Annotated in this window: 13 protein-coding genes and 1 pseudogene; 11 read left to right on the top strand and 3 right to left on the bottom strand. The window is 76.0% G+C overall.

All coding sequences use genetic code 11. From position 1 onward, the window contains the following. Positions 1–68: 68 nt before the first annotated feature. On the bottom strand, positions 69–1307 hold the full coding sequence (locus tag SCA03_RS01725; RefSeq protein ID WP_086818252.1) for a globin domain-containing protein: 1239 nt from the start codon (positions 1305–1307) through the stop codon (positions 69–71). A 541-nt stretch (positions 1308–1848) separates the two neighbouring features. On the opposite strand from SCA03_RS01725, the pseudogene SCA03_RS01730 reads away from it, so the two are divergent. Then, positions 1849–2511 (top strand): annotated as a pseudogene (locus tag SCA03_RS01730) (response regulator); the annotation flags it as partial. A 438-nt stretch (positions 2512–2949) separates the two neighbouring features. Here the strand turns inward: SCA03_RS01730 and SCA03_RS01735 are convergent. Together SCA03_RS01735 and SCA03_RS36715 are read right to left on the bottom strand one after the other, a co-directional pair. Next, positions 2950–4668: a sensor histidine kinase gene (locus SCA03_RS01735; RefSeq protein WP_030890316.1), complete on the bottom strand. Its 1719-nt coding sequence runs from the start codon at positions 4666–4668 to the stop codon at positions 2950–2952. Between the two features lie 151 nt (positions 4669–4819). Continuing rightward, entirely contained in the window at positions 4820–6223 is a 1404-nt protein-coding gene (locus tag SCA03_RS36715) for an NUDIX hydrolase (RefSeq protein WP_211293522.1), read from the bottom strand. Between the two features lie 246 nt (positions 6224–6469). Here SCA03_RS36715 and SCA03_RS01745 point away from each other — a divergent pair, with 246 nt between their 5' ends. From SCA03_RS01745 to SCA03_RS01790, 10 genes are all read left to right on the top strand, one after another. After that, the gene (locus SCA03_RS01745; protein ID WP_174864478.1) at positions 6470–6976 is read left to right on the top strand and encodes a hypothetical protein; all 507 of its coding nucleotides are present in this window, start codon (positions 6470–6472) and stop codon (positions 6974–6976) included. A 147-nt stretch (positions 6977–7123) separates the two neighbouring features. After that, complete coding sequence (locus SCA03_RS01750) at positions 7124–7738, top strand: DNA polymerase ligase N-terminal domain-containing protein (protein WP_030892071.1); 615 nt, start codon at positions 7124–7126, stop codon at positions 7736–7738. Beyond that, positions 7735–8751 (top strand): non-homologous end-joining DNA ligase, encoded by a 1017-nt coding sequence (gene ligD, locus SCA03_RS01755; protein ID WP_030890305.1) that lies wholly within the window; start codon positions 7735–7737, stop codon positions 8749–8751. Before SCA03_RS01750 ends, ligD begins: the two co-directional genes overlap by 4 nt. Before the next feature lie 65 nt (positions 8752–8816). Continuing rightward, positions 8817–10337, top strand: a complete 1521-nt coding sequence (locus tag SCA03_RS01760) for an aminotransferase class I/II-fold pyridoxal phosphate-dependent enzyme (RefSeq protein WP_086815263.1) — start codon at positions 8817–8819, stop codon at positions 10335–10337. Then, positions 10334–10531, top strand: coding sequence for a hypothetical protein (locus tag SCA03_RS01765; protein ID WP_086815262.1), 198 nt, complete (start codon positions 10334–10336; stop codon positions 10529–10531). Before SCA03_RS01760 ends, SCA03_RS01765 begins: the two co-directional genes overlap by 4 nt. Then, a complete protein-coding gene (locus SCA03_RS01770) occupies positions 10528–10977 on the top strand; it encodes a monovalent cation/H+ antiporter complex subunit F (RefSeq protein WP_030890296.1) in 450 nt (149 codons plus the stop codon). The genes SCA03_RS01765 and SCA03_RS01770 overlap by 4 nt, the downstream gene beginning before the upstream one ends. 6 nt (positions 10978–10983) lie before the next feature. Beyond that, the gene (locus tag SCA03_RS01775) at positions 10984–11250 is read left to right on the top strand and encodes a Na(+)/H(+) antiporter subunit B (protein WP_030890293.1); all 267 of its coding nucleotides are present in this window, start codon (positions 10984–10986) and stop codon (positions 11248–11250) included. Then, positions 11247–12104, top strand: a complete 858-nt coding sequence (locus SCA03_RS01780; RefSeq protein ID WP_078874131.1) for an MnhB domain-containing protein — start codon at positions 11247–11249, stop codon at positions 12102–12104. The genes SCA03_RS01775 and SCA03_RS01780 overlap by 4 nt, the downstream gene beginning before the upstream one ends. Beyond that, complete coding sequence (locus tag SCA03_RS01785; RefSeq protein ID WP_030890288.1) at positions 12101–12448, top strand: sodium:proton antiporter; 348 nt, start codon at positions 12101–12103, stop codon at positions 12446–12448. The genes SCA03_RS01780 and SCA03_RS01785 overlap by 4 nt, the downstream gene beginning before the upstream one ends. Further along, the gene (locus tag SCA03_RS01790) at positions 12445–14277 is read left to right on the top strand and encodes a complex I subunit 5 family protein (RefSeq protein ID WP_086815258.1); all 1833 of its coding nucleotides are present in this window, start codon (positions 12445–12447) and stop codon (positions 14275–14277) included. The genes SCA03_RS01785 and SCA03_RS01790 overlap by 4 nt, the downstream gene beginning before the upstream one ends. Positions 14278–14541: the final 264 nt, after the last annotated feature.

Consider the following 14541-nt stretch of genomic DNA (forward strand, 5'->3'; position numbering starts at 1 on the left):
CCCGCTCCGTCGGCTCCGGCCGGGCCCCCGCCCGGCCGGGCCACGTTACGTCACGGGCACCCGCCCGGTCAGGCCGGTTGTGCGGCCCCGGCTGCGTCGGATGCGTCGGCTGCGTCGGCCGTCCACAGGTCGGGGCCGAAGACCTCGTAGCGGATGTTGCGGGCGGCGAGCCCGCCGGCCAGCAACTGGCGCCGCACCGCCCGCATGAACGGCAGCGGCCCGCACAGGTACGCGGTCGCGTGCGCGGGGAGGTCCAGCGCGGTCACGTCGAGGAGCCCCGAGTGCACCCCGGGCGTCTCGGCGCCGGGCCGCTCGTACCAGAACTCGCCCCGGCCGCCGGGGAGTTCACGCACCAGCCGGTGCATGTCCGTGCGCAGCGCGTGCGTCGCGGGAGAGCGGTCGGCGTGCAGCACCAGCACCTCGCGCTCGGAGTGGGTGGCCGCCAGATGCTCCAGCATGCCGACCATGGGAGTGCAGCCGATCCCCGCCGAGGCGAGCACGAGCGGGCCGTTCCCGTCCGCGAGCGTCACCTCGCCGAACGGCGCGGACAGCAGCAGCTCGTCGCCCGCGCGCACCGTCTCGTGCAGCAGCGTGGACACCTCGCCGTCCGGCGTCCGGCCCCCGCCGCGCAGCCGTTTGACGGTGATCCGGCGCAGCTCGCCGCCGGGGGCCGACGACAGGCTGTACTGCCGCAGCTGGTGCACCCCGTCCGGCATCCGCACCCGCACGCTCACGTACTGCCCGGGCAGCGCCGGGGGCAGCGGCCCGTCGTCGGTGGTGCGCAGCAGGAACGAGACCACGTCCGCCGTCTCCTCCCGCCGCTCGACGACCGTCCACGGCCGCCACGGGTGCCCGGGCCGCACCTGCGCCTCCAGATACAGCCGCGCCTCCTGCGCGACGAGGGCGCCGGCCATCAGCCAGTACACCTCGTCCCACGCCGCGACGACCTCGGGGGTGGCGGCCGGGCCGAGCACCTCGCCGATGGCCCCGAACAGGTACTTGTGCACGATCGCGTACTGGTCCTCGGTGACCCCGACTGCCGCGTGCTTGTGCGCGATCCGGGACAGCAGCGTGTCCGGCCGGGCCTCGGGGGCGCCCAGCAGCGCACCGGCGAAGGCCGCCACCGCCCCGGCCAGCGCCCTGCGCTGACTGCCGTCCGCCTGGTTCCCGCGGTTGAACAGGCCGTCCAGCAGATCGGGATGCTCGGCGAACATCGTCGTGTAGAAGCGGTGGGTGATCTCGTCCAGTGCTCCGGACACGGCCGGCAGGGTCTCTCGGACGACCGAGGCGGAGGAGGGGGACAGCATGACGGTGCTCCTTGCGGCAACGTGCGGAAACGGACGGACGACGGGCGGACGGTGCGGTGACGGCGGAGGCGGACGGCGCCCGGGAACGGCGGTCCGCGCGCCGTCGGTGCCCCGGCCGCTCGGGCGCCCGGTGGCCGGCCGGCGTGGCCGTCGGGGGAAAGCGGCACGCCGGCCGGCACCGTCACCGTGGTACCAGTGCACGACCCCGCCGCCGGTGCCGCTGCGGCGGATCGGGGACCAAGGTCCCGGGGATCCGGGACGGCCGGGCCCCGCGCGCCGCGCGCCGCCGGGACCAGTGGACCGCGGCGCGGGAAGAACCCGGCCGCGCCGCCCTCGGCGGGGGACCGGGGACCTTCGGCCCTGTCGGCGTGGCGAAGAATGTGCCTGACTGTCTGGTGCCGGTGCGCCCCTCCCGACCGTGGGACGCGAGGTGCGCGCACCGGCCCAGCTTCAGCACACAGCAGCTGCCGCACGCCCGCCCCGGCCCGCCGGGGGCCGGGCGCCGGCGCGGCGACCGGGAACCATCAGGGATGAGGCAAGGGTGAGCGGCACAGCCGGAGCGCGGCCCGAGGAAGGCCGCCCGATCAGGGTCTTCCTGCTCGACGACCACGAGGTGGTACGCCGAGGAGTGCGCGACCTGCTGGACGACGAGCCCGGCATGACCGTCGTCGGCGAGGCCGGCACGGCGGAGCAGGCGCTCGCACGGGTGCCGGCGCTCCGCCCGGACGTGGCCGTCCTCGACGTCCGGCTGCCCGACGGCGACGGGGTGACCGTCTGCCGCGAACTGCGCTCCCTCATGCCGGGACTGGCCTGTCTGATGCTCACCTCCTTCGACGACGAGGAGGCGCTGCTCGACGCCGTCATGGCCGACGCGGCCGGCTACGTCCTCAAGCAGATCACCGGCACCGATCTGATCACCGCGGTGCGCACGGTGGCCGACGGGCGCTCGATGCTGGACCCGGGGGCCACCGCACGCCTCATGGCCCGGCTGCGGGGACAGGCCGACGGAGGCGGCCGGGACGATCTGGAGGAGCTGACCGCCCGCGAGCGCGAGATCCTCGCGCTGATCGGGGAGGGGCTCACCAACCGGCAGATCGGCGCGCGGCTGTATCTGGCGGAGAAGACCGTCAAGAACCACATCTCCCGGCTGCTGGCCAAGCTCGGCGTGGAACGCCGGGTGCAGGCCGCCGTCATCGCCACCCGCCGCCTCGGCACGGGCACCGCCCCCACCGAGCGCCGCACACCCGCCGAGCGCCGCGCCCCCGGCGACCGGCGTACCCCCGGCGACGCGGGCACCACCGCCCGCCCGGCCCGTCCCACCGGCGCCCCGCTGCCCCCGTCCGGGATCCGGCCCCGCCCCGGCGGCGCGGCACCGTTCCCCGGCCGGCCCGGCTGAACCCCCGCCGCCGACGGCCGTCCGCGTCCGGGCCGAGCCCGGTGCCGACGGTCAGCGGCGGCCCGGCCGACGGCTCGATGGGACCCGCGCCGCCGCACCAGCCGCTCGACCGCGCCGTGCCGCCGGGGCAGCGGCGGGCGGCCGGGCGGCGGTATCGAACGGGTGGGCCGAAGAAGGGCGTGGGAACGGGACACCGGCGGAGCCGTCGGGTGACGGCGCCGGGTGCCCCGGGCCCCGGCCGTCCGCTCAGTCCGTGTCCAGGGGCGCCGACCAGCGCAGCCGGGTGCCGCCGTCGGGCGGGGTGGACAGTTCCAGGGAGCCGCCGACGCCGGCCGCACGGTGCTCCAGGTTGCGCAGCCCGCTGCGCCGGACCCCCTCGGGTATGCCGCATCCGTCGTCCGTGACGGTCAGGGTGACGTGGCCGCCCGCGGCCTGGAGGGAGACCTGGACGGCGCTCGCGCCCGCGTGCCGGGCCGCGTTGCTCAGCGCCTCACCGAGGACGGCGAGGACGTGGTCGGCCACATGCTCGGGCACATCCGTGTCCAGCAGGCCCTCCAGGGAGAGCCGGGGCGCGTATCCGAGGGTTTCCCGTGCCGCCTCCACCGCGCGGGCCGCCCGGGCGCGCAGCCCGTCGCCGGCCTTCTCGTCCTGGCGCAGCCCGAAGATGGTCGACCGGATGATCTTGATCGTCTCGTCCAGGTCGCTCACCGCGCGGGTCACCCGGTCCCGGGCGGCGGGGTTGTCCACGAGACGGGCGGCGCTCTGGAGCGTCATACCGGTCGCGAACAGCCGCTGGATGGCGAGGTCGTGCAGGTCCCGTGCGATGCGGTCGCGGTCCTCCAGGAGCGCGATCTGCTCGGCGTCCCTGCGGTGTTCGGCCAGCTCCAGGGCGAGCGCCGCCTGGCCGGCGAAGCCCAGCAGCGCGTCGGTCTCCTCCCCGGCGAAGACGGCCGAGCCCCGCTCCCGCGCCAGCAGCAGGACGCCGCGCACCACTCCGTCCCGCGCCCCGAGCGGCACGGCGACGGCGGGGCCGAGCCCGTGGAAGCGGGGCGGTCCCGCCGTGCAGCGCGGATCGTCCGCGATCCGTTCCGTCGCGGCGGGCGAGCCGGTGAGACAGGCGGTGCCGGAGAGCGTGCCCTCCAGCGGGACGGTCAGACCGAGCCGGGACGGCGCGTCCCGGCCGGCGGCGAACTCCACCGTGAGTTCGCTCCCGTCGCCCGCCGGTGTCGAGACGTCCGCCAGGGCCGCGCCGGTGATCTCCCGGGCGCGCTCGGCGATCAGCTCCAGCACCTCGACCCGGGGCAGGCCCGACAGCAGACCGCGGGTGATCTCCGCGCCCGCGCCCAGCCACGCCTGCCGGCGGCGGGCCTCCTGGTAGAGGCGGGCGTTGTCGATGGCGACGCCCGCGGCCACCGCCAGGGTGGAGAGCACCGCCTCGTCCTCGGCGTCGAAGTCCGAACCGTCCCGCTTGTCGGTCAGATAGAGGTTGCCGAAGACCTCGTCACGGACCCGCAGCGGCACCCCCACGAAGCCGCGCATCGGCGGGTGGTTGGGCGGGAAGCCGGACGAGGCCGGGTGGGTGGTCAGATCGCTCAGCCGCAGCGGCCGGGGATCGCGGATCAGCTCGCCCAGGATGCCCTTGCCGGACGGCAGCGGGCCGATCGCCTCGGCCTCCTCCTCGCTCAGGCCGACGGTGAAGAACTGCCCCAGCGTGTGCCCCTCGGGGCCGATGACGCCGAGGGCGCCGTACCGGGCGTCGACCAGGGCGACCGCTGCCTCGACGACCCGCTGGAGCACCTGGTCGAGGTCCAGCTCGCGGCCGACCGACAGCACCGCCTCCAGCAGACTGTGCACCCGGTCGCGGATGCCGCGGGCCCCCTCGATGTGCGCCTGGAGTTCGTCCAGGAGCTGGTCGAGCCGGAGCCGGGGCAGCCGCGAGGGTCTCTCGGCGGGCTCCTGCGTCACCGTCCGGTCACCTCCGTGCGTGTCCTGCCGCGGCCTCCGCGGACGGAAACCGCACGTCACGCCTACGGTAGCGGCCGGCCTCCGGCGCCTCGGAGGCAGCCCGGGCACCGGCCGGCGACCGGGCCCGGTCCCCGGCCGGTCCGGCCGCGGTTCACTCCGGCGTTCCGCCGCCCCGCTGCGCCCGGGGCGGGGCGCCGGCGGCGGTGCCGGGCTGCGGCACACCGCCTTCCAGCTGCGCGACGGTGCCGAGGGCCAGGGCCCGCAACCCGTGCCGGAGCAGCGGGGCCTGCCAGTCCGGCAGGAGAGCGGCGGCCTCCCGCGCCTCCACCCACACCGCCCGGACCGCTCCGGACCCACCCGGCGCCCCGGCCTCCGGCCCGGCGGTCGACCGCGGTTCCGCGTCCGGCCCGACCTCCGCCTCGGCGTCCGACCGGGGTTCCGTGCTCGGCTCGTCCTCCGGCCCCTCCGGCCCCTCCGGCCCCTCCGGCCCGTCCTTCCGCCCGGTGCCCGGGACGGTTGCCGCTTCGTCCGCTCCCGTCGGGCCGAACGCCCCGGAAGCGCAGCCCGGGTCCGTGGCCGGGTGGGCCGGGTCCGTGGCCGGTTGGTCCGGGACCGCCGTCGGGTGGTCCGGGTCCGCCGCGAACAGATGGGCGGTCAGGGCGCGTCCGCCGGGCGGGGCGGGCACACCGTCCACCGCGAGCAGCCTTCCCACCGGCGCGGGGCGGGTGCCGAGCGCCCGGGCCGCAGCGCGGGCGGCTCCCCGGGCCGGTGTCTCCGCGGCCGTGAGCGGTCCGCCGGGCAGCACCAGACCGCCGCCCGGTGCCTCGGCCGCGCCGTCCCCCCGCTCGTCCGGCCCGTCGGTGCCCGCCCGCACCAGCAGCACCCGGCCCCGCCCGTCCTCGTGGAGCACCGCGGCGTACACCGCGGGCGACGGCAGGAGGGCCCACCGGTCCCGGGGATCCAGCGGTACGGGCCGGCCGTCATGCAGCTGGGCGGTGTGTGCGCCGCGTTCGGCCTCCAGCGCGGCGGCCGTGCGCCGGCGCAGCCGCCGGGGCAGCCGGGCCAGCGCGGCCTCCTCCGGGAGGAAGGCGGCGGCGCGCAACTCGTCCCGCTGGAGCACCAGATCGTCCACGGTCACCGGCAGCGGCAGCCGGACGGTGTAGACGCAGGCGACGAGGGCGCGGCCGTAGACGGCGGCGGGTACGTCGTCGACGGCCAGCAGCCGCCCGGCCCGCGCGGGAACCGGGCCCAGCTCCTCGCGGATCTCCCGCAGCAGGCCGTCGACGAGCCCCTCGTCGTCCACCATGCCGCCGGGCAGGTCCCAGCCGTCCTTGTAGACCGGGTCGACGACGAGGATGCGGCCCCGCTCGTCCCGGATCACGGCGTCCACGGCGGCCGCCGGTGCGGGGTGCGCGGCCAGATAGCCGGCCAGGTCCGCGTCGTAGGGCTCCTCGGCCCGGTCCGGGGGTGCAGGCGTTCGGGGGACGGCCGGGATGCCGGACGGGGGAGTACGGGGGACGGTGGATGCGGCGGGGGTGCCGGATACGGGCTGCACGCGGGCCTCCAGAAGTCGGGCGGCGGTCGCCGGGAGGGCGGGCGGTCCGTACGCACGGTGCCGCCGTCGCCTCCCGGTGAGGTCAACTCGCCGGACGGGCAACGGGGCACGCGCCGCGCGGCCGGTGCCGCACACCGGCACCGCACCCGGCGGCGGCACGCTCCGCGTGGGCCGCCGGGCCCGGTCCGGTGCCGGCGCCGAGCGGTGCACGGGCACCGCCGAGACCAGCGGACGAGGGGAACGACGATGGTGAAGGAATACATGTCCGAGCAGGCCGTACGGGACGCCGCCGGCACGAACCACCCGGTGGCCCGGCACGTCACGGGCACGGCGGGCCCGCCCGACGCCGGCCACCCCGTGGTGCGCATCTTCACCGAGGCGGCCGCCTCGGTGCCCGGCTATCCGCTGGATCCCCTGGTCAGCGACGAGTTCTGTGTGCTGATCGGCCCCGGCAACGCCTCCAGCATGATCGCCGTCTATCTCGACGACACCGTCACGCTGTGGGTGGACCAGTACATGTGGAACGTCTACGAGTGGTCCGACGAGGACACCAGCCAGCTGGGCGCGCTCGCCGACGCGATCGCCGCCGTCCAGCGCGGCGACGGAGCGGTGCACTACCGCGAGGAGGACGGCCGCCTCGTCCGGCTGGGCGGACGGCTCGGCGAGGTCACCGTGGGGCCCGGCGTCACCAAGCCGCCGCCGCTCGTCCTGCCGCTGACTCCCTGGAGCGAGCAGCTCGGCCCGGTGCGCTGACGCGGCGGGCCGGAGCGCCCGCCCTGCGCCGGCGGGCGCCGAGGGGGACAGTGGATCCGGCGACCCCGTGCGCCACCCGCCCGTGGCGGGCACCCGGGCCGGCGTACCGCAGACAGCCGACGCAGACGTCGGTCGAGGAGGCAGGCCGTGAGTGACAAGGACACGCTGAGCACCTACCGCGGCAAGCGGGACTTCGCGAGGACGGCGGAACCCCAGGGACAGCCCGGCGAGGCCGGTGAGCAGCCGGTCTACGTGGTGCAGATCCACGACGCGACCACGCTGCACTTCGACTTCAGGCTGGAGTGCGAGGGGGTGCTGAAGTCCTGGTCCGTGCCGAAGGGGCCGTCGACGGACCCGAAGACCAAACGGCTGGCGATGCCCACCGAGGACCATCCGATGGAGTACCGGCACTTCGAGGGCGTCATCCCGCGCGGCGAGTACGGCGCGGGCCCGGTGATCGTCTGGGACCAGGGCACCTACGAGCCGCTGACCCGCGACTTCCCCCGGGCACTGGCCAAGGGGCACATCTCCTTCCGGCTGCACGACGGCAAGCTGCGCGGCGAGTGGGCGCTCAGCCGCTTCCGCAGCGGGGAGGACGGCGAACGCGAGGCGTGGCTGCTGGTCAAGAAGAACGACCGGTACGCCTCCCCGCGCCCCGGCGTCGACCCGCAGCGGGTCCGCTCGGCGATCAGCTCCCGCACCCTCAAGCAGGTCGCCGAGCACGGCGAGGAACGCATGCCCGAGGGAGACACCGGGACATGAACCCGCTGCTGGAGAAGCTCCCCGAGGCCGAGCGCTCCCGGCTGCGCACCGCACCGCCCGGCGCCGAACTCGCCGAGAACCCGATGCGCGCCGAGCTGAGCGACCGGCGCGACTTCCGCGAGGGCTGGCTCTTCGAGCGCAAGCTCGACGGGGTGCGGGCCCTCGCCGTCCGCGAGGAGGGGCGCACGCGGCTGCTCTCCCGCACCGGACGCCGGGTGGACGAGACCTACCCGGAGATCGTCGACGCGCTCGCCGCGCAGCCCTGCGCGGACTTCACCGTCGACGGGGAGATCGTCGCCTTCTCCGGCAACCGCACCGACTTCGGCCTGCTCCAGCAGCGCATGCAGCTCAGCAGCGCACGCAAGGCCAGAGCCAGCGGCGTCGCCGTCACCTACTACGTCTTCGATCTGCTGCGGCTGGACGGCACCGACCTCACCCGGCTGCCGCTGCGCACCCGCAAGTCCCTGCTGCGCAGGGCCCTCGACCCGGGTGCGCCGCTGCGCTTCACCCAGCACCGCAACCAGGGCGGTGCCGAGGAGCTGGCGAAGGCGTGCGCGCGCGGCTGGGAGGGGCTGATCGCCAAACGGGCCGACGGGCCCTACCGCTTCCGCCGCTCCGGGGACTGGCTCAAGCTCAAGTGCGCACGCGAGCAGGAGATGGTGATCGGCGGCTTCACCGAACCGTCCGGCTCGCGCATCGGGTTCGGCGCCCTGCTGCTCGGCTACTACGAGAAGGGCGCGCTGCGGTACGCCGGCAAGGTCGGCACCGGCTGGGACACGGCCTCGCTGCGCGCCCTGCGCGCCGGCCTGGACCGGATCGAGACGCGCCGCAGCCCCTTCGCCGGGCAGGTGCGCGAACGCGGCGCCCACTGGGTCGAGCCCCGGCTCGTCGCCCAGATCGCGTTCGGCGAGTGGACCCGGGACGGCATGCTGCGCCACCCGCGGTTCCTGGGGCTGCGTGACGACAAGGCGCCGCACGACGTGGTGCGCGAGATCCCGCGGGAGCGGCGGTGACGGCCCGGGCCCCGCACGGCGGCGGGACAGGTTCCGGATCGTCCGGCGCGGGCACCCCGTCCCGCATGGACCACACTTCCGCGCCCGTGCTGGAGGCACTGGAGCACTACCGCGGCGCAGGCCACCTGCCGTTCACCCCGCCCGGGCACAAGCAGGCCCGCGGGGCCGATCCGCGGGTGCGCGAGGTGCTCGGCGACGCCGTCTTCCTCGGTGACGTGCTGGCCTCCGGCGGGCTCGACGACCGGCGGGACCGCGGCGAGGTGCTGCGCAGCGCCGAGCGCCTCATGGCCGACGCCGTGCACGCCGAGCACACCTTCTTCTCCACCTGCGGCAGCTCCCTGTCGGTGAAGGCCGCGATGCTCGCCGTCGCGGGGCCGCACGAGAAGCTGCTGGTGGGCCGGGACGCGCACAAGTCGGTGATCTCCGGCCTGGTGCTCTCGGGCATCCGCCCCGTGTGGGTCGAGCCGCAGTGGGACGACGAGCGCCAGCTCGCACACGCGCCCGCGCCCGAGGCCTACGAGCGGGCCTTCGCCGCACACCCGGAGGCGCGCGGCGCGCTGGTCACCAGCCCGACGCCGTACGGCAGTTGCGCGGATCTCGCGGCGGTCGCGGAGGTCTGCCACCGGCGTGGGCGCCCGCTGCTCGTCGACGAGGCGTGGGGCGCCCATCTGCCCTTCCATCCGGACCTGCCCACCTGGGCGATGGACGCGGGCGCCGACGTCTGCGTCACCAGCATCCACAAGATGGGCAGCGGCCTCGAACAGGGCTCGGTCTTCCATCTCCAGGGACCGTACATCGATCCCGTCCTCCTCTCCTCCCGCGCCGATCTGCTGGGCACCACCAGCCCCAGCGTCCTCATCTACGCGGGACTGGACGGCTGGCGCCGGCAGATGGTGCAGCACGGGCACCAACTGCTCGGCCACGCCCTGGAGCTGGCCGGCCGCACCCGCGCGGCGCTGGAGGGCGTGCCCGGCGTCCATGTGGACGGCGCCGGGGACCTCACCGGGCCCGGCCGGGGCGCCGCACTGGATCCGCTGCCCGTCGTGCTCGATCTGTCCGGGCTGCCCGTCACCGGCTACCAGGCGGCGGACTGGCTGCGCGCCACCCACCGGGTCGACGTCCACATCAGCGACCACCGGCGCATCAATGTGCAGCTGACCCACGCCGACGACGAGGACAGCAGCCGGCGGCTCGTCGACGCGGTGCGCGACCTCGCCGAACGCGCGGACAGCGGCGAGGAGTTCGCGTCCTCGCCCACCGTCCGGCTGCCCGCCGCCTCCCGGCTGCGGATGGAGCAGGAGTGCCTGCCCCGGGACGCCTACTTCGGCCGGGTCGAGGACGTCCCCGCCGACGAGGCCGTCGGCCGTGTCGTCGCCGAGATGATCACCCCGTATCCGCCCGGCATCCCCACCGCGCTGCCCGGCGAGCGGCTCACGCACACCGTGCTGCGCTATCTGCGCTCCGGCGTCGAGGCGGGGATGAACCTGCCCGACGCGGCGGCGCCCGACCTGTCCACGGTGCGGGTCGTCGTCGAGGGCGCGGACGAGGCCGCCGAGGGCGGGCCCGAAGGGTGCGCGGCACCGTGAGGCCCCGGCCGCCGCGCGCCCGGCGGGCAGCCCGCGCCGCCGGGGAGACCGCGCTGTGGTGGGCCGTGCTGACCGGGCTGTGGCTGGTGCTCATCCAGACCGTCGACCGGCTCGAACTCGTCGTCGGCACGGCCGCCGCGCTGCCGGTCGCCTGCGCGGCCCGCGCCGCCCGGCTCGCGGCGGCACACCGGTGAACGGCTGGCTGGCGGCGGCCTGCGCGCTGCTCGTGCTCGGTCTGCTGCCCGCGCTGGCCGCCGCCTGCACCGGGCCCGTGCTGCGCCGCGTGCTGGCGCAGAACCTCACCACCGTCCTCACCGCGCTCGTCCTGCTGCTGCTGGCGCAGGGGTACGCGCGCCCCGCGTACGGCGATCTCGCGCTGGTGCTGGCGGTGCTCGGCCCGGCGGGCACGCTCGTCTTCGAGCGGCTGCTGGCCGAGGAGCTGGCCGCGAGCCCCGCCCGCACCCCCTTCCAGCGTCTGATGGGGCTCGCCGGGACGGCGGCCGTGCCGCCGGTCGTGCTGGCGCTGGCCGTGGTGACCGACCCGGGCCGGGCCACCGTGAAGCTGCTGCTGACCGGCTGTCTGCTGCTGGCCGGCAGCGCCGTGTGCACCCGCGCGCTGACCGCCGCCTGGGGGAGGTGACCGGGGGTGGACGAACTGCCCGTGGCGCTGGCCCTGTTGCTGGTCGCCTGCGCGGGCACGGCGGCCGTCGCCACCCGCGACCCGGTACGCCAGTCCCTGGTGCTCGGGGTGCTCGGGCTGGCGCTCGCCCTGCTGTTCACGGTCCTCCAGGCGCCGGACGTCGCCCTGTCCCAGCTGGCCGTCGGCACGGCTCTCACACCGCTGATGGTGCTGCTGTCCGTCCGCAAGGTGCGGCGCAAGGCACGCAGCGAGCGCAGGGAGGAGCACGAGTGAGCCCGCGGACGCGGCTGTGGGTGCTGGCGTGCGGCGTCGCCGGGGTGGCGGCGCTGCTCGCGGTGACGGTGTGGCGGCTGCCGCCGTTCGGCGGGGCCCGGCACCCCTACGGCGAGCGTGCCGTGGAGGCGGCGCTGGCAAGCCGCGTGGCCAACGCCGTGGCCTCCGTCAACTTCGACCAGCGTGCCTTCGACACCCTCGGCGAGCAGGCCATCCTGTTCGGTTCCGTGCTGGGCACCGTCGTCGTGCTGCGGCAGACCCGCGACGAGCGGCGCGTCGAGCCCGAACCGGCCGGGGTCGCGGGACCGGTGCGCCGCTACGCGCTGATCGCGCTGCCCGTCGTCCTGCTGACCGGCGTCTACGTCGTCGCGCACGGCCAGTTGAGCCCCGGTGGCGGCTTCCAGGGCGGGGTCGTCGCGGCGACCGGGCTCCATCTGCTGTACGTGGCCGTCGACTACCGGGCGCTGAAGAGGGTCCGGTCGGTGCATCTGTTCACCCTGGCGGACGCCGCGGGCGAGGCCGGCTATCTGCTGCTGGGCACCGGCGGGCTGCTGGCGGGCACCGCCTACCTGACGGATGTGCTGCCGCTCGGCACGTTCGGCACCCTCGCGTCGGGCGGCACCGTGCCCCTGCTGAACGCCGCGATCGGTGTGGAGGTGGCGGCGGCCGTCGTGGTGCTGCTGGCGCGCTTCCTCGACCAGGCCATCGAGATCGTGACGAGCGGCGAGGAAGGGGACCGGGCACCCGGCACGGACGGCGCACCCGGCACCGGCGGTGCGCGGCCCGCGGGCGGTACGGGGCGTGCGGACGGTGCGGACGGGCCGCACCGCACCGGGCGGGGTGGGGCCGGGTGAGCGTGCTGCCGTATCTCGTCGCCGGCTGGCTGTTCCTGGCCGGCTGCGTGGGCATGGCCACCAGCCGCAACCTCATCCACGCCGTCGGCTCGCTCGCCGTCTGCCAGTCCTCGACCTATGTGCTGCTGCTGGCCGTCGGCTACCGGCGCGGCGGTACGGCGCCCGTGCACTCCGACATCCGGCCCGGCTCCCGGCCGCTCGTCGACCCCGTGGTCCAGGCGCTCACCCTGACCGATGTCGTCGTGGGCGCCACGGTGACGGCGCTGCTGCTCGCGCTCGTCGTCCAGGTCGCCAAGCGGCACGGCACCGTCGACCCGGACGAGCTGCGGGAGCTGCGCGGATGACGGCCGCCCAGGCGCTGCCGCTGCTGGTCGTGCTGCCGCTGACGGGCGCCGCGCTGCTGGTGGCGGCCGGGCGGTGGCTGCCCCGGTACGCGGCCGACGCGTTCGGCTGCGCCGTCGCGGCGGCCACCGCGGCGCTGGCCTGTCTGCTGCTGGCGGCCCGGAGCGGGAGCGCCCCCGTCGAGTGGGTGGGCGGCCGGCGTCCCGTGCACGGTTCGGGGGTGGGCATCTCCCTGGTCGGGGACCGGGCCGGGCTGGGGCTGGCCGCGCTGGTCGGCGTCCTCGTCGTGGCGGCGCTCGTGCACTCCTGGCGGTTCTTCGACGAGCCGCCCAGCGGCCAGAACGGCGCCTTCCCCGCGCTCGTGCTGATCTTCCAGGCCGGTATGGGCGGATTCACGCTCACCGGCGACCTGTTCAACGCGTTCGTCTTCTTCGAGCTGATGGGCGTCATCTCCTATGCGCTGACCGGCTACCGCGTCGAGGAGGCACGGGCCGTGCAGGGGGCGCTCACCTTCGGCTTCCTCAACTCCGTGGGCGGCTACGCCACGCTGCTGGGCATCGGGCTGCTGTACGCACGCACCGGCGAGCTGGGCTTCGCCCAGATCGGCGCGCGGCTCGACGCCCGCCCCGGCGGGGGCGACGCGCTGGTGACCGGGGCGCTGGTGCTGGTGGCGACCGGGCTGCTGGTCAAGGCGGCCGCCGTGCCCTTCCACTTCTGGCTGCCGGACGCCCACACGGTCGCGCCGTCCCCGGTGTGCATGCTGCTGTCCGGCGTCATGGTGCAGCTCGGGCTGTACGGCGTGGCCCGGGTGTACTGGACGGTCTTCGCCGGGCCGGGCGGTGTCCCCGAGCAGGCCGTGCAGCGGGCCCTGCTCGCGCTCGGGGTGCTGACCGCCGTCACCGGCGCGCTGCTGTGCTGGCTCCAGCGGCACATCAAGCGTCTGCTGGCCTTCTCCACGATCGCGCACACGGGGCTGTTCCTGGTGGCGCTCTCCGCGCTGACCCCCGACGCGGTCTCCGGTGTGGCGCTGTATCTGCTCGCGCACGCCGGGGTGAAGGCCGCGCTGTTCGCCGGGGCCGGGGTGCTGGTGTCGCGGTTCGGCAGCGTCGACGAGCGGGAGCTGCACGGCCGGGGCCGCGGGATCTGGGGTGTGGCGGCGGTGTTCGGCCTGGGCGGGCTCGCGCTGGCGGGGCTCCCGCCGTTCGGCACGGCCCTGGGCAAGGCGCTGTGCGAGGAGTCGGCGGGACCGGCGGCGAGCGTGCTGTTCGTCGCCGTCTCGGCGGTCACCGGGGGAGCGGTGCTGCGGGTGACGGGCGGGGTGTTCCTCGGCCTCGGCGGGCGCGGTGCCCCGGCGGACGGCGGGCGCGCGGCGCGGGCGGGCCGGGAGCAGCAGGCGGAGGAGACCAGCGGGGCGGGCGAGGAGCCGGAGACCGGGGTGCGGCTGACGCGGGTGCCCGACACGATGCTCGGCTCGGCCGCCGCCCTGCTGGCCGGGGGACTGGCCGTCGGCTGTGTGCCCGCGCTGTGGCGCGCGGTCGGGGAGACGGCCGGTGCCTTCACGGACCACGCCGGATACGCCGCGTCCGTGCTCGGTACCACGGCGACCGGTCCGGTGCTCTCCGCACCGCCGCACTGGTCGGTGCCGGGCGTGGGCCTGGGCCTGCTGTCGGTGGTGCTCGCGCTGGCGGCCGCGGCCGGCGGGGTGCGTGCGGCGGGCGGGCGCAGGCCCCGCTGGTCGTTGCCGCTGCGCCGGCTGCACTCGGGGCATGTGGGCGACTACGTCGCCTGCGCGATGGTGGGCATCGCGCTGTTCGCCCTGCTGCTGTGGTGACGCGGCGCCTCCCCGACGGCAGCTGAAGCGGAGGTTCCTCCTCCTGTGACCTCCGGTCAACCCCCGTGCGCCGCCCTCCGGTTCGGGGTGCCGAGGAGATTGACGGGGATGTGCCGGAATTGCCGTGCCCAAGATCCTCGGGATCTTCACGGAGCCTTGGCCAATGCCTCGTACGCAGCAGCCGAACGGCATAGCATCGGGGATCGAACACGGGGGCAACTCCCGTCACTTCCACGCCCATTGGCATGCCCTGACACGGGAGCC

Source organism: Streptomyces cacaoi (genome assembly GCF_006539165.1).
In the GTDB taxonomy this organism is placed as follows: Bacteria; Actinomycetota; Actinomycetes; order Streptomycetales; family Streptomycetaceae; genus Streptomyces; species Streptomyces cacaoi.

What these genes read in the sequence shown, in the direction of transcription:
- SCA03_RS01725 (WP_086818252.1), bottom strand. Translation starts at nt 1,307, where the DNA reads ATGCTGTCCCCCTCCTCCGCCTCGGTCGTCCGAGAGACCCTGCCGGCC.
- SCA03_RS01745 (WP_174864478.1), top strand. Translation starts at nt 6,470, where the DNA reads ATGGTGAAGGAATACATGTCCGAGCAGGCCGTACGGGACGCCGCCGGC.
- ligD (WP_030890305.1), top strand. Translation starts at nt 7,735, where the DNA reads ATGAACCCGCTGCTGGAGAAGCTCCCCGAGGCCGAGCGCTCCCGGCTG.
- SCA03_RS01760 (WP_086815263.1), top strand. Translation starts at nt 8,817, where the DNA reads ATGGACCACACTTCCGCGCCCGTGCTGGAGGCACTGGAGCACTACCGC.
- SCA03_RS01790 (WP_086815258.1), top strand. Translation starts at nt 12,445, where the DNA reads ATGACGGCCGCCCAGGCGCTGCCGCTGCTGGTCGTGCTGCCGCTGACG.